Consider the following 21,007-nt stretch of genomic DNA (forward strand, 5'->3'; position numbering starts at 1 on the left):
TCACGGCGCACGGCCGCCAGAAGCCGTGAACGCGCCCCCTTGGGGGGCGGCGACCGCCGCAGGCGTGGAGCGTGGGGGCTCGTGCAATGCCTTCGACTCGGCGTCGCTGCGGAACACGATCGGGATGTTGCGGTGCTTCGGTGCGTCGCGCACCACCGCCACCACCTTCTGATGGTGGGCCGACTTGCTGCACACCGGGTCGGTCTCGGCCGGGTCGCCGGTGAGCAGGAAGGCCTGGCAGCGGCAGCCGCCGAAGTCCTTGTGGCGCTCGTCGCAGGTCCGGCAGGTCGGCTTCATCCAGGCGTCGCCGCGGAAGGTGTTGAAGGCGTTGCTGCGCTGCCAGATGTCGGCGATGGACACGTCCTTGACGTTGGGCAGCCGCAGGCCGGGCAGGTCGCGCGCGTTGTGGCAGGGCATGGCCAGGCCGTCGGGCGCGATGGAGAGGAACACCGCGCCCCAGCCATTCATGCAGGCCTTGGGGCGTTCCTCGAAGTAGTCGGGCACCACGAAGAGCACGCGGGTCTTGTGGCCATCGGTCTTCGCGTCCTGCTCGGCTCGGAAGGCGTTGACCTCGGCTTCGGCGACCTTCAGTTCCTCGGCCGTGGGCATGAGGTGATCGCGGTTGATCCAGGCCCAGCCGTAGTACTGGGTGTTGGCCAGTTCCAGGTACTCGGCCTCCAGCGCCACGGCCATGTCGATGATCTTGCGCACGTGCGGCAGGTTGTGCCGGTGCAGCACGCAGTTCATGACCATCGGCCAGTCGTGCGCCTTGATGAGCTTGGCCACGCGCTGCTTGAGGTCGAAGGTCTTGGTGTGGCTGAGGAAGTCGTTCAGCTCCTTGGTGGAGTCCTGGAACGACAGCTGCACATGGTCCAGGCCGGCGTCCTTGAGCTTCTGCGCGCGGGCCGGGGTGAGGCCCACGCCCGAGGTGATGAGGTTGGTGTAGTAGCCCAGTCGGTGCGCCTCCTGCACCAGTTCTTCGAGGTCGTCGCGCAGCAGCGGCTCGCCGCCGGAGAAACCCAGCTGCGCCGCGCCGAGCTTGCGCGCCTGCGTCATCACGTCCACCCACTGCGCCGTGGTCAGCTCGTCGGTGACTTTGGCGTGCTGCGTCGGGTTGTAGCAAAAGACGCAGTGCAGCGGGCACTGGTAGGTCAGCTCCGCCAGCAGCCACAGCGGCGGGCCGGCGGGGATGGGGGCGGCGCTCAGGAGTTCAGTCGATCCAGCCACGGCGTTGGCCTTCTTCGAGCAGGTTGCGGACTTCCGGGGCTATGCCCTGGGCGTTGAACGCGGCTTCCAGCTCAGTGACGATGGCATCGACCGAGCGCTCGCCATCGCAGCGCCTGAGGATCTCGGCCGCACTCGGGTTGAGCTGCACCATGCCTTCCGGGTAGAGCAGCACCCAGCGCGATTGGGCCTCTTCGTACTGCAACCGGAATCGGCGCGACAGCCTGGGTTGGGCGGGCAGGGCGGCGTTCACTGACAAGCCTTTTCGATGGCGTCCAGCATGGTCCACAGAATATCCAGCTTGAACTGCAGGATGTCCAGCGCATGGTGCTGCTGCTCGCGGGTCTTGAAGTGGTCCAGCGTCACGCGCAGGCCATGCTCCACGTCGCGGCTGGCCAGCGGGATGCGGCTGCGGAAGTAGGCCAGGCCATTGGATTCGATCCACGGATAGTGTGTGGGCCAGGTGGCCAGTCGGTCCTTGTGGATCTGCGGCGCGAACATCTCGGTCAGCGACGAGCACACCGCTTCCTGCCAGGGCGCGGTGGCCGCGAAGTGCACATAGGCGTCGCAGGCAAAGCGCACCGCGGGCACCACGTGCTGCAGCGACCACAGCTCTTCGCGCGAGATGCCCACCGCTTCGCCCAACCGCGTCCAGGCCTCGATGCCACCGGCGGCAGAACCCTGGTGGTCGCCATGGCCGTCGTGGTCGAGGATGCGCTCGACCCAGAGGCGCCGGTGCTCGCGGTCGGGCATGTTGGCCAGGATGGCGGCGTCCTTGCGCGGGATGCAGATCTGGTAGTAGAAGCGGTTGGCCACCCAGCAGCGGATCTCGTCGGGCGTGCAGCCGCCCGAGTTCATGCGCACGTTGAACGGGTGGTGGATGTGGTAGCTGCGGCCCTTGTCGCGCAGCTGGGCCTCGAACTCTTTGGCGTTCCAGGCGGGCAGCCCTTCGTGGGGGCGGTGGTGGCGGGCGATCTCCATGGCGTGCTCAGAAAGAAATGTCCATGCCGTCGTGGGCGACCTCGATGCCGTGGGCCGTGAGTTCGGCGCGCTCGGGCGAGTCTTCCACCAGCATCGGGTTGGTGTTGTTGATGTGGATGAGGACCTTGCGCACGCTGACGGGCAGGCGGTCCAGCCGTTCGATCATGCCGCCTGGGCCGCTTTGCGGCAGGTGCCCCATGTCCAGCGCGGCCTTGGCCGAGAGGCCCAGGCGCTGCATCTCGTCGTGGGTCCAGAAGGTGCCGTCGACCAGCACCACGGCGCAGCCGCTCATGAGCTCGATCAGATCGTCGGTGACCTCGGCCAGGCCGGGCGCGTAGAACGCCTTGGCGCCTGTGGCCGGGTTGGTGATCAGCAGGCCGATGTTGTCGCCCGGCCGCGGGTTGCCGCGGAAGGGCGAGTACGGCGGCGGCTTGGACGACAGCGAGACGGTGTGCAGCTGCAGGCCGGGCAGGGCGGTGATGTGCACCGCGCGGCCGTCGATGGGCAGTTCCTGCCGCTCGGTGCCGCAGTAGTGCGAGAGGATGCTGGTGATCGGGAAACCGGAGCCGATGTCCGAGAACACTTCCGGCGTGGCCAGCAGCGGCAGCGGCGTCTTGCGCTCGCGCAGCATCAGCAGGCCGGTGACGTGGTCGATCTGTGCGTCCATCAGCAGCACGGCGGCGATGCCGCTGTCGCGGATGGCGCGGCCCGGCTGCAGCTCAGGGTTGTCGCGGATCTGGGTGAGGATGTCGGGTGAGGCGTTGACCAGCAGCCAGTCCTGGCCGTCGTCGCTCACCGCGATCGACGACTGGGTGCGGGCGCGCGCCTTGAGCGTGCCGCGGCGCAGGCCGCTGCAGTTGGGGCAGTTGCAGTTCCACTGCGGGAAACCGCCGCCGGCGGAAGAACCAAGAACGCGGATGCGCATAGACTGGATTGGGAAGAAAAAAGGCGCACGTGTGAGAACACCCGTGCGCCTGAGGTCGCTCGTCGCCGGTGGTCAGCGGTTGGCGATGTACATCGTGATTTCAAAACCGAAACGAAGGTCGGTGAAGGCGGGAGTGGTCCACTGCATGTCTTGTCTCCAGTTGGGGTTGGCATGAATCGTGACTGCCGACCTGCCTGCACTGTTGCAGTTCAAGCCGCACCCGATGATCAGCAAAAACGATGCCACCGCACAAGCCCCCTGGCGACGCCAGCGCGACCTTGGGCTCGCGGCGCCGCACCGCATGGCCTGGCATCTCGGTGGAAACCCTGAGGGCGAGCCCTGGCTGCTGCTGCACGGGGGGCCGGGCAGCGGAGCGAACCCGGGACTGTTGGCACCGCTGGATCTGCGCCGGCACCGCGCCATCGTGCCCGACCAGCGTGGCAGCGGAAGCAGCCGCCCGCGCGGCAGCACGCTGCGCAACCACACGGCGGCGTTGGTGTCCGACCTCGAAGCCCTGCGGCGGCAGCTGGGTCTGGAGCGCTGGTCGCTGCAGGCCGGCTCATGGGGCACGGTGCTCGCGCTGGCCTACGCACAGGCCCATCCGCAGCGGGTGCAGCGGATGGTGCTGCGCGGGGCCTTTGCGCTGTCGCGGCGAGAGGTCGGGGGGCTGTTGCGGGGCGCGGCATCAGGGAAGACCCTGAGTGTTCCTGTGGCCGTCTGGCCGGCCTCGCGCAGCGTGGCACTGCCCGCGCTGCTGGCGCGTCTGCGCCGGTTGCTCCAATCCGGTACACCCGCTGTTGCAGGTCTGCGCGCGGCACGGCGCTGGGCCCTGCTCGAATCGCGCGCAGCGGCCCGTGGCATGTGGCGCGCGGTGCTCGGTGCCGACCGGCCCGTGGCCGGAGCCCGCGCGGTCTGGGCCGGTCAGCGGCGGCACGAGCGGCGCATGGCCGCAGGGTTCCAGCGCCGTGGCGACCGCTCCGACCGCACGGACCGGGCGCTGCGGCGCAAGTTCCGCATCCAGTCGCACTACCTGTTGCGGCGCGGCTTTGTGCGCCCCGGCGGCCTGGACAGGGCGGTGCGCGCGGTCGCGCTCGCGGGTGTGCCGGTGGACTGGGTGCATGGTGCGTTCGACGCGGTATGCCCGCCGCAGAACAGCCAGCGCTGGCAGTCGCTGATGGAGCGTCTGGCGCCCGGTCGGTCGTCGCTCACGCTCACCCGCGCCGGCCATCTGGGCCACGAACCGCAGACGCTGGCGGCGCTGCGCGAGCAAGTGAGGCGGTCGTGACGGCGGGCGTGACCACATGGTGCCGCCGGGCGCTGGTGGCACTGCTGCTGGCGCAGGCGGCGTCGCTGTGCGCGGCCCCGGGCTGCGACACGCTGGAACCGGTGCCCTGGCGCGCCGTGGCGCCGGGCGCCTGGGTCTGGCTGCCGCCGGACGGCGGCGATGTGTCGCCCGCCAACGCCGGCCACGTGGTGCCCACCAGCGTGCTGGTGTCGGGGCGCCAGGCGCTGGTGATCGACCCCGGGCCCAGCCACCGGCATGGCGAGCGTGTGCGGCGTTCGCTGGCCTGCCGCTTTGGCGCGCAGGTGCGCTGGATCGTCAACACCCACGCGCATTCCGAGAACGTGCTGGCGAACTCGGCCTTTGCCGCCGACGTGGCGGCCGGGCGCACGCAGATTCTCGCGACCGCACCGACCCGCGAGGGCATGGCGCTGCGCTGCCCGGACTGCCTGGCCAGCCTGACCCAGCGGGTGGGCGAGGCCGGCATGGCGGGCACGCAGATCGTGCTGCCCACGCGCACGCTGTCCGAAGGCGAGGTGTTGCGACTGGGCCGCTGGCGATTGCGCGTGATGCGGGTGGAGCACGCGCACACCGAGGGCGACCTGGTGCTGTGGGATGCGCGGCAGCGCGTGTTGTGGGCCGGTGGGCTGGTCTACCAGCACCGCGTGCCCGAACTCGCGCAAGGCCATCTGGACGGCTGGATCGCCGCGCTGGACCGCCTGCTGGCCCTGGGGCCGAAGCAGGTGATCGCCACCACCTGGTCGGTCGCGCCCGCATCGGGGTCTGCGCCGGCGCTGCAGGACACGCGCGCCTACCTGGGCGCGCTGCGCGAGAAGACCTTGCGGGCCATGGACGAAGGCGGACAGCCGCAGGAGATCGACCGGGTCGCCTTGCCCGCCTTCCACGGCTGGGCAGGCTACGAGGCGCGGCACGGCTTCAACGTGCTGCGCGCCTGGCGCGAGCTGGAGCCGGTGTGGATGGACCGCCAGCCGTCAGCCGAGGAGGTCGGGCGGTAGCAGGTGCTTCTTGCGGTAGATGGTGTTGCGCGAGACGCCCAGCGCCTTGGCGGCGGCCGACACGTTGCCGCCGTGCAGCCGCAGCATCTGCGCCATCGCGCTGATCGCCACGTCCTGCAGCTTCTGTCCGTCCAGCGTGGGTTCGGGCATGGGCGGCGCGCTGGGCACCTCCGGCAGGGACGTGTCGATGGTGGGCACCGGTTTGCTCAGGCGCTGTGCCACCGGGTGCGGCAGGCCGTGTTCCAGTTCTTCCAGGAAGTCGTCCGGCAGGTGCTCCAGATCGATCACGCCCGCGCAGCCGACCATCACCACCGCCGTGCGCAGCAGGTTGTGCAGCTGGCGGAAGTTGCCCGGCCAGTGGTAGCGCTTGAAGATCTCCATCACCCGCGGCGCGATGCCGATGTGCTGGCCGTTCTCGCACAGCGCCTTGACGATCTTCTGAACCACCAGGTCGAAGTCGGTGCGCTCGCGCAGCGCCGGCAGGCGCACCACCAGGCCGTTGAGGCGGTAATAGAGGTCTTCGCGGAAGTCGCCGCGCGCGATCATGTCCTTGAGGTTCTTGTGGGTGGCGCTGACGACCGCCACGTCCACGTCGACCTCCTTGCCCGCACCCAGCGGGCTCACGCGCCGCTCCTGCAGCACGCGCAGCAGCCGCGCCTGCAGGTGTTTGGGCATGTCGCCGATCTCGTCGAGGAACAGGGTGCCGCCGTTGGCCTGCAGGATCTTGCCGATCGAGCCCTTCTTGCGCGCGCCGGTGAAGGCGCCTTCCTCGTAGCCGAACAGCTCGGACTCGATCAGCGTGTCCGGGATCGAGGCGCAGTTGACCGAGACGAAGGGCTGGCCCGAGCGGTTCGAATCACCGTGGATGGCCTGCGCCAGCAGGTCCTTGCCGGTGCCGGTTTCGCCCAGGATCATCACAGGGATGTCCTTGCCCGAGACCATGCGCAGCTTGTGGATCACGGCCGAGACCTGCGGGTCCCCGGTGTCCAGGTACTGCAGCGTGGACAAATGCGGTTTGCGCGGCACCACCTTGGCCACTGCGGGCGACGGTGTGGCGGCGGCCTGTTCCTCGGCCTGCTGCGGCGTGACCGGCATGGGCCGGCCGGCGTTCCAGGGATTGGCCGCCTTGATCTTGACCCGGCACCACACGGCCACGCCGTTGTGCAACACCAGCTGCTTGGGCGTGGGCAGGGTGCCGCTGAACAGATCGACCAGCGAGGAGATCGGGATGCCGAACAGCGAAGAGAAGGTGTGGGCCTTGAGCGCGGCAAACGGCAGGCCGATCTGGAACTGTGCGCTGCGGTTGGCCGAGATGAAGCGGCCTTCGGGCGAGAACACCGCGATGCCCTCGACCAGCGTGCCGAGAAACTCCGAGCGGGTGTGGAAGTGCACCCGGATCGCCTTCGGGAAGATGTCGGCGAACATGTGGTTCTCGATCATCTGCGCCGACATGCGCACCAGGGCCAGCGTGTGCTGGTGGAAGCTGCGCTGGTCGCCGGTCACGTCCAGCGCGCCGATGACCTGACCGTAGGGGTCGAAGATCGGCGAGCACGAGCAGGTCAGGAACTTGTTGGCATTCAGGAAATGCTGGTTGCCATGGACGGTGAGCGCTTCCTCTTCGGTCAGCGCGGTGCCGATGGCGTTGGTGCCCTTGGTCTGCTCGGACCAGTCCATGCCCGGCATCAGGGCCACGCGCGAGGCCTTCTCCAGAAAGTCGTTGTCGCCCAGCGAGTGCAGCACCATGCCCTTGGCCGAGGTCAGCAGCACCATGCTGTGGGTGTTGGCGATCTGGTCGTAGAGCGTTTCCATGACCGGTGCCGCGTGCTGGAACAGGAAGCGGTTTTCGTCCAGGGCGCTGGTCAGGTCGCCGCGCAGCGGGCTGGAAAAGTCGGGTTCGCTCTGTTCGGTGATGCCAAATGCACGCGAGCGCTGGTGCGACTGGCCGATCGGATCGTGACCGGCCTCGTGGGGGGCGGAAGGCATGTTGACACGCTCTCGGCCGGGTGGCGTGTACATGGCGGCATTCATGTTGTCTCCAGGGTCCGGGGGAAGGCCTCCCCAGTAATCCATCGACCAGTTCGGCTCAATGGGGCCGAACTGAAGGGGGTCGTGGTCGTTGCTGTCCTGACTCATGTGATTTTCTTCATATCTGTGCCACAAATCAACAGTGGGAAATCCCTGAATGAAACAAGCTGTGGCGGGTGCCTCCTTCCGGTACAAAGCAAATCCCCGGCCAGCCCGAAGCAGCCTGTTGTGCCCGTTCGGAATGGGACAGTGGTTGGGGCGTGGAACAACAGGGTGGTTCAATTTGGAACACATGGTCGTTGCAATCGGGCCGGGATGTGGGTGGTACAGGGGCGGTTCTTTTTGTGGCCCGCTTATTGCTGACCGGGTGTCAGAAGCCTCTTTTTTCTGAACCTGGAGACAAGCCCATGAACGTCCGTTTTTCCCTCGCATCCCGACGCGCCGTCGCCCTGCTGGTGGCCGGCCTGACCGCCATTGCGGTGTACGCCCACGGGGACGTGGTCCCGCAGGCCGTGGACACCAGCACCCTGCCGCAGCTGGGCGCCAAGTGGCTCGATGCCAACCCCTACAACGAGCAGAGCCCGGCCCGTAAGGAAGCGCTGCGCATCGGCACCTCGGCCTACAACCAGAACTGCGCCCGCTGCCATGGCCTGGAAGCCATCTCCGGCGGCATCTCGCCCGACCTGCGCAAGATGGACAGCGACTGCTCCGGCCTGGCCGACGCGGCCAAGAAGGCCTCCTGCATGAAGGAGATGGACGACTACTTCATCTCCACCGTGCGCCGCGGCCGCGTGCGCGACGGGCGCGTCTACATGCCGCCGTTCGAAGGCACGCTCACGCAGGAAGCGATCTGGACCATCCGCACCTACATCGAGACCCGCCGCGAACCCTGAGCCCGCGCCACCGGACGGGCCGTCAGCTACAACATCACAGAGAGACAAGACCCATGACCGACTCCACCCTGAAGACTTCCAGAGGCCTGCGCCGCCGCGAAGCCCTGGCGCTGCTGCCGGCCGCGCTGGCCATGCCCTGGCCGGTGCTGGCGCAGACCGACCTGAGCGACCTGGCGCGCATCCGTGCGAACGGGGCGCTCAAGGTCGCGGTGTACAAGGACAACGCGCCGTTCTCCAGCGGCCCGGCCACGGACATGACGGGCCTGGACGTGTCGCTGGCCGAGGCGCTGGCGCGGCAGATGAACCTCAAGCTCTCGCTGCTGCCGTTCGACGCGGGCGAGAACATGAACGACGACCTGCGCAACATGGTCTGGCGCGGCCACTACCTGGGCTACGGTCCGGCCGACGTGATGCTGCAGGTGCCGGCCGACCGCTTCCTGGCCAACGGCAACCCGCAGGTGACCATCATGGCGCCCTATATGCGCCAGTCGAATGTGCTGCTGCACGACAGCCGGCGCCTGGCCTCGGCCGCTTCCCCCGAAGACCTCAAGGGCCTGCCGCTGGCGGCCGAGCGCGGCGCGGGCGCGGCCAGCGTGCTCATGGGCTACGGCGGTGGGCTGTTGCGCAACCAGGTCTCGATCTACCCCTCGGGTGTCGAGGCCGCGCAGGCGGTGATCGACGGCAAGGCTGCAGGCGCGTTCGTGCTGCGGGCGCAGGCCGAAGCCGCGCTGTTCCAGCGCAAGGCCTCGGTGGACCAGTTCCCGCTGTCCAAGCTCAACCTCAACAACGGCATCGCCGACACGGGCTGGCCGGTGGGCATGGCGATCAAGGCGGCCCACAAGGACCTGGGCGCGGCGCTGGACATGGCGATGAAATCGCTGCGCGAGAGCGGCGAGCTGCTCGCGATGTTCAAGCAGCACGGGCTCACCCTGACTGCGCCTTGACCGGCGGGCCTTCCGCGCCGGTCAGGCCTTCTTCTTTGTGAGCTTGCGGTAGACGGTCGCGCGGCTGATGCCCAGCGCGCGGGCCGCTTCCATGACGTTGCCGCGCGCGTCTTCCACGGCGCGGCGGATCAGGGCGGCCTCCACGTCCTTGAGTGGCACGCTGTGGCTGGCCGGGCGCGGCGAGCCGGAGACGCGGCCCGGCCCCTGGGCCAGCAGCTGCAGCCGCAGGCCAGACCACAGCGGCACCTCGAAAGCGGGGCGTTGTGCGCGGGCGGCGTCGAACAGGCCATCGGTGGGCACCGCGAAGACGTCACTGCAGTGCATCGCGGCCTGCTGCGGCATGAGGCCCAGCATGTCGGACGCGGCCCGGTTGGCGCCTATGATGCGGCCGTCGTCGTCCACGCAGACCAGTCCGTCGTTGTCGTCCCCGAGCACACGGCCCGGCCAGTTCAGGCGCAGCAGCATGCGGTGCGGGCGCGAGGTGGTCAGCGCGTTTTCGATGCTGCGCGCCGACTGCGTCACCAGGTGCTTGAGGGCGGGTTGCTCCGCCACGTCGACGCCGGTGAGATCCAGCATGCCGACGCAGTGGCCGTCCGGCCCCCAGATCGGCGCACCGGCGCAGCTGAAGGCGCCGTTGTCGTGGAAGAAGTGTTCGCCGCGGTGCAGCCAGACCGGCTCGTGGTCGGTCAGCGTGGTGCCGATGGCGGTGGTGCCGACGGCCCGCTCGGAGAGGTCGACCCCCACGCGCGCGATGGCTGCGGCCCGCGGATTGTTGCGGTCGACCGGGCCGTCCACGTCGATCACCGTGCCGCGCGCGTCGGTCAGGATGGCGAAGTAGCGGGTGTGCACCATCGCCCGCGAGAGCGAGCGGATCACCGGCGCGGCGGCCTGGATCAGGGGCTGGCTCGCCTCCAGCGCCTGGCGCATGGCGCTGGCCGACACCGGCTCGAAGGCCACGCGCTGGTGCGGGTCCTGTCCCATGGCCAGACAGCGCCGCCAGGAGCGCTCGATGGGCGCGGCCAGCCAGGGCGAGGGGGCGCTGTCGCGCGCCTCCAGCACAGACAGGCGCGCCCGTTCGATCAGGGCCAGACGCTGGTCAGGGAGCAGGGGGGCATGGACGGTGGTGGTCACATCGGCCTCGGCGTTCGTGGGCGGAACAACAGTGTTGCAGATTGAGACAGTGCCCGGGCAGGCCCCCGGACAATGCACCTCTTTTGCAGTCAACCGCAAGTCACATGCCACGCCGCGGCCGGGGCCGCGGCGCTCAGGCCACGCGGGACGCGCTGAAGCAGACGGCGCCGCCTTCGTCCGCGCTGCGGGGCTGGAGCTGGTCCTTGGCCGGGCCGACCTGGGCGTCGCGCGGCAGGGCCACGCCGTTCTTCACCGCCAGCACCTCGGCCATGATGCTGACCGCGATTTCCGAGGGCATCTTGCTGCCGATGTAGATGCCGATGGGGCCGCGCATGGCGACCAGGCTCTCTTCGGTCTGGTCGAAGTGTTCGATCATGCGCGCGCGCCGGGCCTCGTTGTTGCGGCGCGAGCCGATGGCGCCGACGTAGAAGGCCTCGGTGCCCAGGGCTTCGAGCAGCGCCAGGTCGTCCAGCTTGGGGTCGTGCGTGAGCGCGATGACGCAGGTGCGGCGGTCGACGCCGAAGGTATGCACCACGTCGTCGGGCATGCCGGTGAGCAGCTTGGCGCCGGGCACGTTCCAGCTGCCGCGGTATTCCTCGCGCGGGTCGCAGACCGAGACCGAGAAGCCGCAGAAGATCGCCATGGTCGAGAGGTACTCGGCCAGCTGGCCGGCGCCGATCAGCAGCATGCGGTACTCGGGCCCGAAGGTGTTGCGCAGCACCTGGCCGTCGTCGCTGAGCGCCTCGGGCCGCTCGCAGGGCGCGACCGTGACCCGGCCGGTGGCCAGGTCGGTGCTGCGCTGCATCAGCCGCCCCTCGCCCAGCGCCGTCACCAGCGTGGCCAGCGCGTCGGCGTCGGGGTTGAACTCCAGCATCAGCTCCAGCGTGCCGCCGCAGGGCAGGCCGAAGCGGTGGGCCTCGTCGGCGCTCACACCGTACTTCACCCGCTCGGGCGGGCCGTCGGGGATGTCGTGGGTGCCCGCACCCGCAGCGCCGTCCGCACGGCGGTAGCGGTAGATCAGGTCGTCCTCGATGCAGCCGCCCGAGACCGAACCGATCACGGCGCCGGTCTCGCACAGCGCCATGATCGAGCCGACCGGGCGGGGCGAAGACCCCCAGGTGCGGATCACCGTGGCCAGCAGCGCACGCTGCCCTTGCTGGCGCCATTGCAGCAGATGGCGCAGCACCGTGATGTCGAGGTTTTCCATGGTGTCTCCAGTCCTGGCAGGTATTGTGCGCGGCGAAGCCTTCAGCGGCTGAGCCACCACAGGGCCAGCAGCACCACACCGCCCGCGATCCAGACCCAGGCGGGAATGCCGCCGCTTGCCGCGGGGGCCTCGGCCACCGGTGCCTCGCCCGCCGCAGCGGCCTTCGCCGCCGCGTCGCGCGCGGCGTAGGCCTCGGGGTGGGCCTGCTGCATGGCCTCGTCGAAGCGCTTGAAGAAGTCCTCGGCCATGGACCTGGCCGTGCCGTCGATCAGGCGCTGGCCCAGCTGCGCCACCTTGCCGCCGACGGTGGCGTGCACGGTGTAGTCCAGCGTGCAGCCGCTGCCGTCGGGCGTGAGCTTGACCGCCGCGGTGCCTTTGCCGAAGCCGGCCACGCCGCCCTGGCCTTCGAAATTGATCTTGTAGGACTCGGGCGCCACGATGTCCGAGAGCAGGATCTTGCCGGCGAACTTGGCCGCCACCGGCCCGATCTTGACCGCCATGCCCACCGCGTACTGGTTCTCTCCCGTGGCCTCGACCTTGTCGCAGCCTGGGATGCAGGCCTTGAGCACGGCGGGGTCGTTGAGCGCGTCCCAGGCCTGCTGCTGGGTGATGGCCAGGGAGCGGTTGCCTTGCATGTCCATGGTGGTGTGTCCTCTTTCTTGTGGGGTCTGAACGAAGGGCTCAGCGCCGCAGCACCGCCGCGATGCTGGCGGCCAGGTCTTCGAGCTTGCTGAGGTTGTGCACGGCCAGCATGCCGTGCGCGTGGGTGTGCAGTGCGGCTGCGCCGCGGGCCAGCGGGGCATAGCCCTCGAAGCGCAGCAGCGGGTTGAGCCAGAGCAGGCGGCCGCAGCGCCGGCGCAGCCAGGCCAGCGATTCGGACAGCGCCGTGGGCTCGCCGGTGTCCAGGCCGTCGCTGACGATCAGCACCAGCGTGCGGCGGCCGACCAGGCGGCGCGCGTGGTCCTGCTGCAGCGCCTGCAGCGAGGCACCGAGCTGGGTGCCGCCGGCGAAGTCGGCGATCAGTTCGTTGGCGGCGACCAGCATGTCGTCGGTGTCGGCAAGCCGGAACGCCGGCGTGAGGTCGGTCAGCCGGGTGCCGAAGGCGAACACGTCGCGGCGCCGGTGGTGGCGCGTGGCCGCGTGCAGGAAGGCCAGCAGCAGCCGGGTGTAGCGCTCCATCGAGCCGGACACATCCACCAGCACCATCAGCGGCAGCGGCTGTTCGCGGCGCGAGAGCTGCGGCAGCTCCATCAGCTCGCCGCCGTGGCGCACCGCGCGGCGCAGGGCGCGCTGCCAGTGGGGGCGGGTGCCGCCGGGCCCGGGCCGGGTGCGGCGCGAATCGTAGGTCGGCAGCGGCAGGCGGATGTCGCGCGCCAGCCGCTCGACCAGCCGGTATTCGGTGCCCGACAGCGCGTTGAAGTCGGCGTGGTGCAGGCGCCGGATGTCGCTGGCCGTCATGGCGGCGTCGAACTCGACCTTCTGGTCTTCCTGTTTGGGCTTGGCCTGCTGCCCGAAGCTCTTTTGCGGCGACAGCGCCTCGCGCACGCGCGGCCGGCGCTTGCTCGGCTCGGCCTTGCCCTCGGCGCTGGGCAGCAACTGCGACAGCAGCTTCTGCGCGATCTCGGGGTTGCGGAAGTAGGTGTCGAACAGCTCGCGGAACACCAGGCGGTCCTGCTCGCGGGTCACGAACACCGCCTCCATCGCCGCGCTCACGTCCTCCTTGCGCTCCAGGCCGACCGCCATGGCGGCGCGCGTGGCCAGTACGATGCGCGAGCTGTCCACACGCACGCCGGCGCGGCGCAGCGCGCGGCCGAAGCCGGCGATGTTGTCGGCCAGTTTGCCGGTGCGGGAATCTCCGAGCTGCATGAGCGGCGAACTCAGGCGGGCGTGTCGGCCGGCTTGAGCAACTCGGCGGCCATGTCGCGCGTGAGCGCGGCCACGTCCTCGCGCTGCTTGAACAGGATGCCGGCGGTGTCGCTCAGCACCTCGGGGTCGACCGCCAGCGTGTCCAGGGCCACCAGCGCCTTGGCCCACTCGACACTTTCAGCAATGCCGGGCGAGCGCTGGAAAGCGTTGGCAAAGGGCTGGCTGCGCAGGCGCTGCACCACGTCGGCCACCTGGGTCGCCAGCGCGGCCGAGGCCTGCGGCACCTGGGCGCGCACGATGTCCAGCTCGCGTTCGCGCTCGGGGTAGTCGAGCCAGTGGTAGAGGCAGCGGCGCTTGACCGCGTCGTTGAGCTCGCGCGTGCGGTTGCTGGTGAGGATGGTGACCGGCGGGCAGGCCGCGCGCACCGTGCCGAACTCGGGGATGCTGACCTGGTACTCGCCCAGGTACTCCAGCAGAAAGGCCTCGAAGGGCTCGTCGGCGCGGTCGACCTCGTCGATCAGCAGCAGCGCGCCGGGCTCGGGGGCCTGCAGCGCCGCCAGCAGCGGCCGTTTGATCAGGTAGCGCTCCTGGTAGACCTCGCGCTCGATGCGCGCCACCTCGTCGGCGCCGCCGTCCGTGTGCGCGACCTCCAGCCGGGTCTGGGCGGCGCGCATGTGCAGCAGCTGTGCGGCGTAGTTCCACTCGTAGAGAGCCTCGCGCTGCTCCAGTCCGTCGTAGCACTGCAGGCGCAGCAGGGCGCGGCCCAGTGCCACCGACAGCGCCTTGGCCAGCTCGGTCTTGCCGACGCCCGGTTCGCCTTCGAGCAGCAGCGGGCGCTGCAGCTTCAGGGCCAGGAACACGGCGGTGGCCAGGCGGCGGTCGGCGTAGTAGCCGGCCGACTGCAGGGCTTGCATCAGGGCATCGATCGAGGCGAAGGCGCTCATGGGGATGTTCTGTGAAGGAAAAAGGGCCCCGGGTCGGTGAACGCGGGGCCCTGGCGGTGACAGCCGGAAATCAGGCCAGTTGGGCGACGGCGCGCTGGGTCAGCACGCTGATCAGGTTGGCGCGGTAGGCCGCGCTGGCGTGCAGGTCGCCGCTGCAGTCGTCGGCGCTGACCTTGACGCCGGCGGCCGACTGGGGCGTAAAGCTGGCGTTCAGCGCCGCTTCCAGACCGGCATGGCGGAACACGCCGTTGCCGGCGCCGGTCACGGCCACGCGCACGCCGCCGTCGGTCTGCGCCACGAACACACCGATCAGCGCAAAGCGCGAGGCCGGCTGGTTGAACTTCAGGTAGGCCGCCTTCTTCGGGATCGGGAAGCTGATCGTGGTGATCAGCTCGCCGTCTTCCAGCGCGGTGCTGAACATGCCCTGGAAGAAGTCGTCGGCGGCGATCTTGCGCTTCGTGGTGTGCACCGTGGCGCCCAGGCCGAGCACGGCGCTGGGGTAGCAGGCGGCGGGGTCGTTGTTGGCGACCGAACCACCCATGGTGCCCATGGCGCGCACCTGCTTGTCGCCGATGTGGCCGGCCAGGTGGGTGAGGGCGGGAATGGCGGCAGCCACCTCCGCGCTGGTCGCCACGTCGATGTGGCGCGTCATGGCGCCGATGACGAGGGCGTTGCCTTCGCGGCGGATGCCGGCGAGTTCCTTCACTCCGCCGAGATCGACCAGGTTGCCCGGGTCGGACAGGCGCAGCTTCATCGAGGCCAGCAGGGTCTGACCACCGGCCAGGGGCTTGGCGCCGCCGGCGGCGGCCTTCTGGGCGTCGGCGAGGGTCGCGGGTTTGTCGAGCGTGAATGCGTACATGGTGTCCTCCTCCCGGTCAGGCCTTGGCGGATTGAATGGCTTCCCACACGCGCCCCGGCGAGGCGGGCATGTCGAACTCGGTGACGCCCAGCGGTTTCAGGGCGTCCAGCACGGCGTTGATGACGGCCGGTGGCGAGCCGATGGCGCCGGCCTCGCCGCAGCCCTTGGTGCCCAGCGGGTTGTGGGTGCAGGGGGTGCAGATGGTGCCGATCTTGAACTCGGGGAAGTCGTCGGCGCGCGGCATGGCGTAGTCCATGAACGAGCCGGTCAGCAGCTGGCCGCTTTCCTTGTCGTAGACGCAGTTCTCCAGCAGTGCCTGGCCGATGCCCTGCACGATGCCGCCGTGCACCTGGCCCTCGACGATCATCGGGTTGATGATGGTGCCGAAGTCGTCGACGGCGGTGAACTTGTCGACGCGGGTCTTGCCGGTCGCGGGGTCCACCTCGACCTCGCAGATGTAGGTGCCGGCCGGGAAGGTGAAGTTGGTCGGGTCGTAGAACGCGGTCTCGTTCAGGCCCGGCTCCAGCTTGTCCAGCGGGTAGTTGTGCGGCACGTAGGCGGTCAGCGCGACCTGGCCGAAGGTGACCTTCTTGTCGGTGCCCTTGACGGTGAACTCGCCGTTGGCGAACTCCACGTCGGCGTCGCTGGCCTCCATCAGGTGGGCCGCGATCTTCTTGGCTTTGGTCTCGATCTTGTCGAGCGCCTTCATGATGGCCGCGCCACCGACCGAGATGGAGCGCGAACCGTAGGTGCCCATGCCGAAGGGCACGCGGCCGGTGTCGCCGTGCACCACGTCCACCGCGTCCACCGCGATGCCCAGACGGGCGGCCACGACCTGGGCGAAGGTGGTTTCATGGCCTTGTCCGTGGCTGTGGGAGCCGGTGAACACGGTCACGCTGCCGGTGGGGTGCACGCGCACCTCGCCGCACTCGAACAGGCCGGCCCGCGCACCGAGCGCGCCGGCGATGTTCGACGGCGCGATGCCGCAGGCCTCGATGTACGAGCTGTAGCCGATGCCGCGCAGCAGGCCCTTGGCCGCGCTGGCGGCCTTGCGCTGCTCGAAGCCGGCCACGTCGGCCATGTCTTCGGCCTTGGTCAGCGCGCCCAGGTAGTCGCCCACGTCGTACTGCAGGGCCACCGGCGTCTGGTAGGGCCAGCTGTTGATGAAGTTGCGTTTGCGGATCTCGGCCTGCGACAGGCCCAGGTCCCAGCCGCAGCGGCTGACCAGGCGCTCCAGCAGGTAGGTGGCCTCGGGGCGGCCGGCGCCGCGGTAGGCGTCGACCGGCGCGGTGTTGGTGAACCAGGCGTCCACCTCCACATAGATCTGCGGGCAGGTGTACTGGCCGGCCAGCAGGGTGGCGTAGAGGATGGTCGGCACCGCGGACGCGAAGGTCGAGAGGTAGGCGCCCATGTTCGCGTCGGTGTGCACCCGCATCGCCAGGAACTTGCCGTCCTTGTCCATCGCCATCTCGGCGTGGCTGATGTGGTCGCGGCCGTGCGCATCGGTCAGGAAGGACTCGCTGCGTTCGCAGGTCCACTTGATGCTGCGGTTGGTCTGCTTGGCGGCCCAGGTCAGGGCCACGTCTTCGGCGTACAGGAAGATCTTCGAGCCGAAGCCGCCGCCCACGTCGGGCGCGATCACACGCACCTTGTGCTCGGGCAGGCCCAGCACGAAGGCGGTCATCAGCAGGCGCTCGACGTGCGGGTTCTGGTTGGCGACGTAGAGCGTGTATTCCTCGGTCGCGCGGTTGTAGCTGCCGATGGCCGCGCGCGGCTCCATGGCGTTGGGCACCAGGCGGTTGTTGGTCAGGTCGATCTTCGTCACGTGCGCAGCCTGCGCGAACGCCGCGTCCACCTGGCCCTTGTCACCGATGGCCCACTTGTAGCAGTGGTTGTCGGGCGCGGCGTCGTGCAGGGCGGGGCCCTTGCTGGCCTCGCGCATGTCGATCACGGCCGGCAGCACGTCGTAGTCCACCTCCACCGCCTCCGCGGCATTCTTGGCCTGCTCCAGCGTGTCGGCGATCACCATGGCCACCTGGTCGCCCACGTAGCGCGCCTTGCCGATGGCCAGGATCGGGTGCGGGGGCTCCTTCATCGGCGTGCCGTCGGTCGAGGTGATGAGCCAGCCGCAGGGCAGGCCGCCCATCTTGCCGTCGATGTCGGCGCCGGTGAACACGGCCACCACGCCCGGCATGGCCTTGGCGCGGCTGGTGTCGATGCCCTTGATGGCGGCGTGCGCGTGCGGGCTGCGCACGAAGACCGCGTAGGTCTGCGCGGCCTGCGTGATGTCGTCGGTGTACTGGCCGGCGCCGGTGAGGAAGCGGTAGTCCTCCTTGCGGCGGACGCCTTCGCCGATGTGCGGCAGCTTGCTGAAGTCGGATGCACCCATGTCGTGTCTCCTCAGGCCGAAGCCATGTCGGCCTTGCCCTTGAGCACGGCCTTGACGATGTTCTGGTAACCGGTGCAGCGGCACAGGTTGCCTTCGAGCAGCTCGCGGACTTCCGTCTCGTCGGCCTTGGGGTGGTGCTTGCAGAGGTCCACCGCGCTCATGACCATGCCCGGGGTGCAGAAGCCGCACTGCAGGCCGTGGCATTCCTTGAACGCCGCCTGCATCGGGTGCATGGCGCCGTCGGCGGCGGCCAGCCCTTCGATGGTGGTGATCTCCGAACCGCTGACCTGGGCGGCCAGCACGCTGCACGACTTGATGGCGCGGCCGTCCTTGATGACGGTGCAGGCGCCGCACTGCGAGGTGTCGCAGCCGATGTGGGTGCCGGTGAGCTTGAGGTGCTCCCGGAGCACCTGGACGAGAAGGGTATTGGGCGGAACGTCGACCGACCGGGCCTGGCCGTTGACCGTGAGCTGAACCTGCATCTGTGTCTCCTGATGGTTGGGGCCTCTTGGGGTCCTCAAACAGTGAAACATCGCAGCGCCGCGGCGATTTGAGTGTTAACCCTCAATTGCAAATTGCGGTCTGAAACATTCTCAAATTGAGACGCTTGAAAAGGCAATGAAATGCATTGATTTCAAAGGAAATTTGTGAAATCAGCTGCATTTCTAAGCTATGTATTCCGATTCCTATGTTGGGTGGTGTTATTTCGCCGGATGAACGTTGTTGATTCGGTAATTCCGTTTGAAATCAAGGCGTTGTGCAGGGCAGCATGTGGCAGTCTCAATCTGAGACTTTCTGATAGCGGCGCGGAGCTTTTCGGGTTAACCCTGACGAAGTGGCTGTGCTTCACGTCAACAATCGTATGAACACATGGTCATAGGTCTCCTGATGGGCCATGTGTGCCCCACCACCGGAGAAACTACATGCAGAAAACACTCCACATCAACGCCGACAAGTGCACCGGCTGCCTGCAGTGCGAAATGGCCTGCTCGTTCGAGAACTACGGCACCTACGCCACCTCGAAGTCGCGCATCAAGGTCTTCGACTTCCACCACACCGGCAAGAAGGTGCCCTACACCTGCACCCAGTGCGACGAGGCCTGGTGCCTGCACGCCTGCCCGGTGGAGGCCATCACGGTCGACAAGGTGACCGGCGCCAAGGTGGTGAACGAAACCACCTGCGTGGGCTGCAAGGTCTGCACCATCAGCTGCCCTTTCGGCACCATCAACTACGTGCAGGAAACCGGCAAGGTCCAGAAGTGCGACCTCTGCGGCGGCGAGCCGGCCTGTGCCGACGCCTGCCCGACCGGCGCCATCACGTTCATCGATGCCAACTGGTCTGGCATCGACAAGATGAAGCAGTGGGCCGACAAGCTGGGCAACCAGGCGGCCGCCTGATCCCCCAACACATACAAGGAGCATCAACATGTCTTGGGCTGGAAAAATCCTCCGCGTCAACCTGACCGCGGGCACCGTCACCTCCGAACCGCTGAACATGGAGTGGGCCAAGGCCTACCTGGGTTCGCGCGGCCTCGCCACCAAATACCTCACCAGCGAAATCGACCCCAAGGTCGACCCGCTGTCGCCGGAGAACAAGATCATCTGGGCCACCGGCCCGCTGACCGGCACCATGGCCTCCACCGGTGGCCGCTACACCGTGGTCACCAAGGGCCCGCTGACCGGCGCCATCGCCTGCTCCAACTCGGGCGGCTACTGGGGTGCCGAACTCAAGATGGCCGGCTGGGACATGGTCATCTTCGAAGGCAAGTCGGCCAAGCCGGTCTACCTCTACATCAACGACGACGTGGCCGAGCTGCGCGACGCGGGCCACCTCTGGGGCCAGAGCGTCTGGAAGACCGAAGAGATGCTCAAGACCAGCCTGCAGGACCCGCTGCTGCGCGTCTCCAGCATCGGCAAGTCCGGTGAAGTGGGCGTGCTGTACGCGGCCGTGGTGAACGACCTGCACCGTGCGGCCGGCCGCTCGGGCGTGGGCACCGTCATGGGCAGCAAGAACCTCAAGGCGATTGCCGTGCGCGGCACCAAGGGCGTGGGCAATGTGCGCGACCCCAAGGCCTTCATGGCCGCCGCCAAGGCCGCCAAGAAGGTGCTGGCCGACAACGCCGTCACCGGCCAGGGCCTGCCCACCTATGGCACCCAGGTGCTGATGAACGTGATCAACGAAATCGGCGGCTTGCCCACGCGCAACCACCGCGACGTGCAGTTCGAGGGCGCCAAGGACATCTCGGCCGAAGCCATGGCCACGCCGCGCGCGACCGACGGCAAGAAGCACCTGGTGACCAACCAGGCCTGCTTTGGCTGCACCATCGCCTGCGGCCGCATCTCCAAGATCGACGAGAGCCACTTCTCGGTGGCCAACAAGCCCGAGTACTGGGGTGCGTCGGGTGGTCTGGAATACGAAGCCGCCTGGGCCCTGGGCGCCGCCAACGGCGTGAACGACCTCGAAGCGCTGCAGTTCGCCAACCTGATCTGCAACGAAGAGGGCATGGACCCGATCAGCTTCGGCGCCACCATCGGCGCCGTGATGGAGCTGTACGAAATGGGCGTGCTCACCAAGGAGCAGATCGGCATCGAAGCGCCGTTCGGCTCGGCCAAGGCGCTGTGCGAACTGGCTGTGATGACCGCCAAGGGCGAAGGCTTTGGCAAGGAGATCGGCCTGGGCTCCAAGCGCCTGACCGCCAAGTACGGCCACCCCGACCTGTCCATGAGCGTCAAGGGCCAGGAATTCCCGGCCTACGACGGTCGTGTGATCCAGGGCATCGGCCTGGCCTATGCCACGTCCAACCGAGGCGCCTGCCACCTGCGCGGCTACACCATCGCGTCCGAAGTGCTGGGCATCCCGGTCAAGACCGAGCCGTCCGAGAGCGCGGGCAAGCCCGAGCTGGTCAAGGCCTTCCAGGACGCGACCGCGGCCTTCGACTCCGCCGGCATCTGCATCTTCACCAGCTTCGCCTGGACCCTGGCCGACGTGGCACCCCAGGTGCAGGCCGCCTGCGGAGAGGAGTTCACGATGGAACACCTCAACCACATCGGCGAGCGCATCTGGAACATGGAGCGCGAGTTCAACAACGCGGCCGGCTTCACCAAGGCCGACGACAACCTGCCCAAGCGCCTGATGACCGAAGCCGCCAAGACCGGCCCGGGCAAGGGCACGGTCAGCAAGCTCGGCGAGATGCTGCCCAAGTACTACGAAGTGCGCGGCTGGGACACCGAGGGCCGCCCGACCGCCGACACCAAGGCGCGCCTGGGTCTCTGATTGCGCCATCGGGGACAACGAAGAAGCGGTCCCCGTGACCGCTTCTTT

Annotated in this window: 20 protein-coding genes; 6 read left to right on the forward strand and 14 right to left on the reverse strand. The window is 68.5% G+C overall.

Annotated features, from left to right (window positions below; genetic code table 11):
* The 5 genes from pqqE to pqqA all read right to left on the reverse strand — a co-directional run bounded on the left by pqqE (nucleotide 1) and on the right by pqqA (nucleotide 3,277).
* Nucleotides 1-1,227: a pyrroloquinoline quinone biosynthesis protein PqqE gene (pqqE, locus tag DD542_RS16375; protein WP_241559578.1), complete on the reverse strand. Its 1,227-nt coding sequence runs from the start codon at nucleotides 1,225-1,227 to the stop codon at nucleotides 1-3.
* A complete protein-coding gene (pqqD, locus tag DD542_RS16380) occupies nucleotides 1,211-1,483 on the reverse strand; it encodes a pyrroloquinoline quinone biosynthesis peptide chaperone PqqD (protein ID WP_127806373.1) in 273 nt (90 codons plus the stop codon). Before pqqD ends, pqqE begins: the two co-directional genes overlap by 17 nt.
* A complete protein-coding gene (gene pqqC / locus DD542_RS16385) occupies nucleotides 1,474-2,205 on the reverse strand; it encodes a pyrroloquinoline-quinone synthase PqqC (protein WP_127806374.1) in 732 nt (243 codons plus the stop codon). The genes pqqD and pqqC overlap by 10 nt, the downstream gene beginning before the upstream one ends.
* A 7-nt stretch (nucleotides 2,206-2,212) precedes the next feature.
* Complete coding sequence (pqqB, locus tag DD542_RS16390; protein WP_127806375.1) at nucleotides 2,213-3,130, reverse strand: pyrroloquinoline quinone biosynthesis protein PqqB; 918 nt, start codon at nucleotides 3,128-3,130, stop codon at nucleotides 2,213-2,215.
* 72 nt (nucleotides 3,131-3,202) lie between these two features.
* On the reverse strand, nucleotides 3,203-3,277 hold the full coding sequence (gene pqqA / locus DD542_RS16395; RefSeq protein WP_068167214.1) for a pyrroloquinoline quinone precursor peptide PqqA: 75 nt from the start codon (nucleotides 3,275-3,277) through the stop codon (nucleotides 3,203-3,205).
* Between the two features lie 31 nt (nucleotides 3,278-3,308).
* Here pqqA and DD542_RS16400 point away from each other — a divergent pair, with 31 nt between their 5' ends.
* Together DD542_RS16400 and DD542_RS16405 are read left to right on the forward strand one after the other, a co-directional pair.
* Nucleotides 3,309-4,415: an alpha/beta fold hydrolase gene (locus DD542_RS16400; protein WP_241559579.1), complete on the forward strand. Its 1,107-nt coding sequence runs from the start codon at nucleotides 3,309-3,311 to the stop codon at nucleotides 4,413-4,415.
* A gap of 8 nt (nucleotides 4,416-4,423) precedes the next feature.
* The gene (locus DD542_RS16405) at nucleotides 4,424-5,428 is read left to right on the forward strand and encodes an MBL fold metallo-hydrolase (protein WP_127806377.1); all 1,005 of its coding nucleotides are present in this window, start codon (nucleotides 4,424-4,426) and stop codon (nucleotides 5,426-5,428) included.
* Here the strand turns inward: DD542_RS16405 and DD542_RS16410 are convergent.
* On the reverse strand, nucleotides 5,405-7,456 hold the full coding sequence (locus DD542_RS16410; protein WP_127806378.1) for a sigma-54-dependent Fis family transcriptional regulator: 2,052 nt from the start codon (nucleotides 7,454-7,456) through the stop codon (nucleotides 5,405-5,407). The two genes, DD542_RS16405 and DD542_RS16410, sit on opposite strands and share 24 nt — an antisense overlap.
* 404 nt (nucleotides 7,457-7,860) lie before the next feature.
* On the opposite strand from DD542_RS16410, the gene pedF reads away from it, so the two are divergent.
* A complete protein-coding gene (gene pedF, locus DD542_RS16415) occupies nucleotides 7,861-8,346 on the forward strand; it encodes a cytochrome c-550 PedF (RefSeq protein WP_127806379.1) in 486 nt (161 codons plus the stop codon).
* A gap of 53 nt (nucleotides 8,347-8,399) precedes the next feature.
* Nucleotides 8,400-9,290, forward strand: coding sequence for a transporter substrate-binding domain-containing protein (locus tag DD542_RS16420; RefSeq protein ID WP_127806380.1), 891 nt, complete (start codon nucleotides 8,400-8,402; stop codon nucleotides 9,288-9,290).
* Nucleotides 9,291-9,311: 21 nt separating this feature from the next.
* Here the strand turns inward: DD542_RS16420 and DD542_RS16425 are convergent, their stop codons facing one another.
* From DD542_RS16425 to DD542_RS16460, 8 genes are all read right to left on the reverse strand, one after another.
* Nucleotides 9,312-10,421 carry a helix-turn-helix domain-containing protein gene (locus DD542_RS16425; protein WP_127806381.1) on the reverse strand — a complete coding sequence of 370 codons (1,110 nt, stop codon included), beginning with the start codon at nucleotides 10,419-10,421 and terminating at the stop codon, nucleotides 9,312-9,314.
* Between the two features lie 133 nt (nucleotides 10,422-10,554).
* Nucleotides 10,555-11,628: an XdhC family protein gene (locus DD542_RS16430; RefSeq protein ID WP_127806382.1), complete on the reverse strand. Its 1,074-nt coding sequence runs from the start codon at nucleotides 11,626-11,628 to the stop codon at nucleotides 10,555-10,557.
* A 41-nt stretch (nucleotides 11,629-11,669) separates the two neighbouring features.
* A complete protein-coding gene (locus DD542_RS16435; protein WP_127806383.1) occupies nucleotides 11,670-12,269 on the reverse strand; it encodes a carbon monoxide dehydrogenase subunit G in 600 nt (199 codons plus the stop codon).
* Between the two features lie 40 nt (nucleotides 12,270-12,309).
* Nucleotides 12,310-13,494 carry a VWA domain-containing protein gene (locus tag DD542_RS16440; protein WP_127806384.1) on the reverse strand — a complete coding sequence of 395 codons (1,185 nt, stop codon included), beginning with the start codon at nucleotides 13,492-13,494 and terminating at the stop codon, nucleotides 12,310-12,312.
* Nucleotides 13,495-13,505: 11 nt separating this feature from the next.
* Nucleotides 13,506-14,438: a MoxR family ATPase gene (locus tag DD542_RS16445; RefSeq protein ID WP_066155685.1), complete on the reverse strand. Its 933-nt coding sequence runs from the start codon at nucleotides 14,436-14,438 to the stop codon at nucleotides 13,506-13,508.
* A gap of 70 nt (nucleotides 14,439-14,508) precedes the next feature.
* The gene (locus DD542_RS16450) at nucleotides 14,509-15,297 is read right to left on the reverse strand and encodes a xanthine dehydrogenase family protein subunit M (RefSeq protein ID WP_127806385.1); all 789 of its coding nucleotides are present in this window, start codon (nucleotides 15,295-15,297) and stop codon (nucleotides 14,509-14,511) included.
* 16 nt (nucleotides 15,298-15,313) lie between these two features.
* Nucleotides 15,314-17,686, reverse strand: a complete 2,373-nt coding sequence (locus DD542_RS16455) for a xanthine dehydrogenase family protein molybdopterin-binding subunit (RefSeq protein ID WP_079365267.1) — start codon at nucleotides 17,684-17,686, stop codon at nucleotides 15,314-15,316.
* Nucleotides 17,687-17,697: 11 nt separating this feature from the next.
* Nucleotides 17,698-18,168, reverse strand: a complete 471-nt coding sequence (locus tag DD542_RS16460) for a (2Fe-2S)-binding protein (RefSeq protein ID WP_127806386.1) — start codon at nucleotides 18,166-18,168, stop codon at nucleotides 17,698-17,700.
* A 441-nt stretch (nucleotides 18,169-18,609) separates the two neighbouring features.
* Between DD542_RS16460 and DD542_RS16465 the strand changes: the two genes are divergently transcribed.
* Together DD542_RS16465 and DD542_RS16470 are read left to right on the forward strand one after the other, a co-directional pair.
* A complete protein-coding gene (locus DD542_RS16465) occupies nucleotides 18,610-19,083 on the forward strand; it encodes a 4Fe-4S dicluster domain-containing protein (RefSeq protein WP_066155694.1) in 474 nt (157 codons plus the stop codon).
* Between the two features lie 28 nt (nucleotides 19,084-19,111).
* A complete protein-coding gene (locus DD542_RS16470; RefSeq protein ID WP_066155698.1) occupies nucleotides 19,112-20,959 on the forward strand; it encodes an aldehyde ferredoxin oxidoreductase family protein in 1,848 nt (615 codons plus the stop codon).
* Nucleotides 20,960-21,007: the final 48 nt, after the last annotated feature.

It is taken from the genome of Hydrogenophaga sp. NH-16 (genome assembly GCF_004006415.1).
Classification (GTDB): Bacteria; Pseudomonadota; Gammaproteobacteria; order Burkholderiales; family Burkholderiaceae_C; genus Hydrogenophaga; species Hydrogenophaga pseudoflava.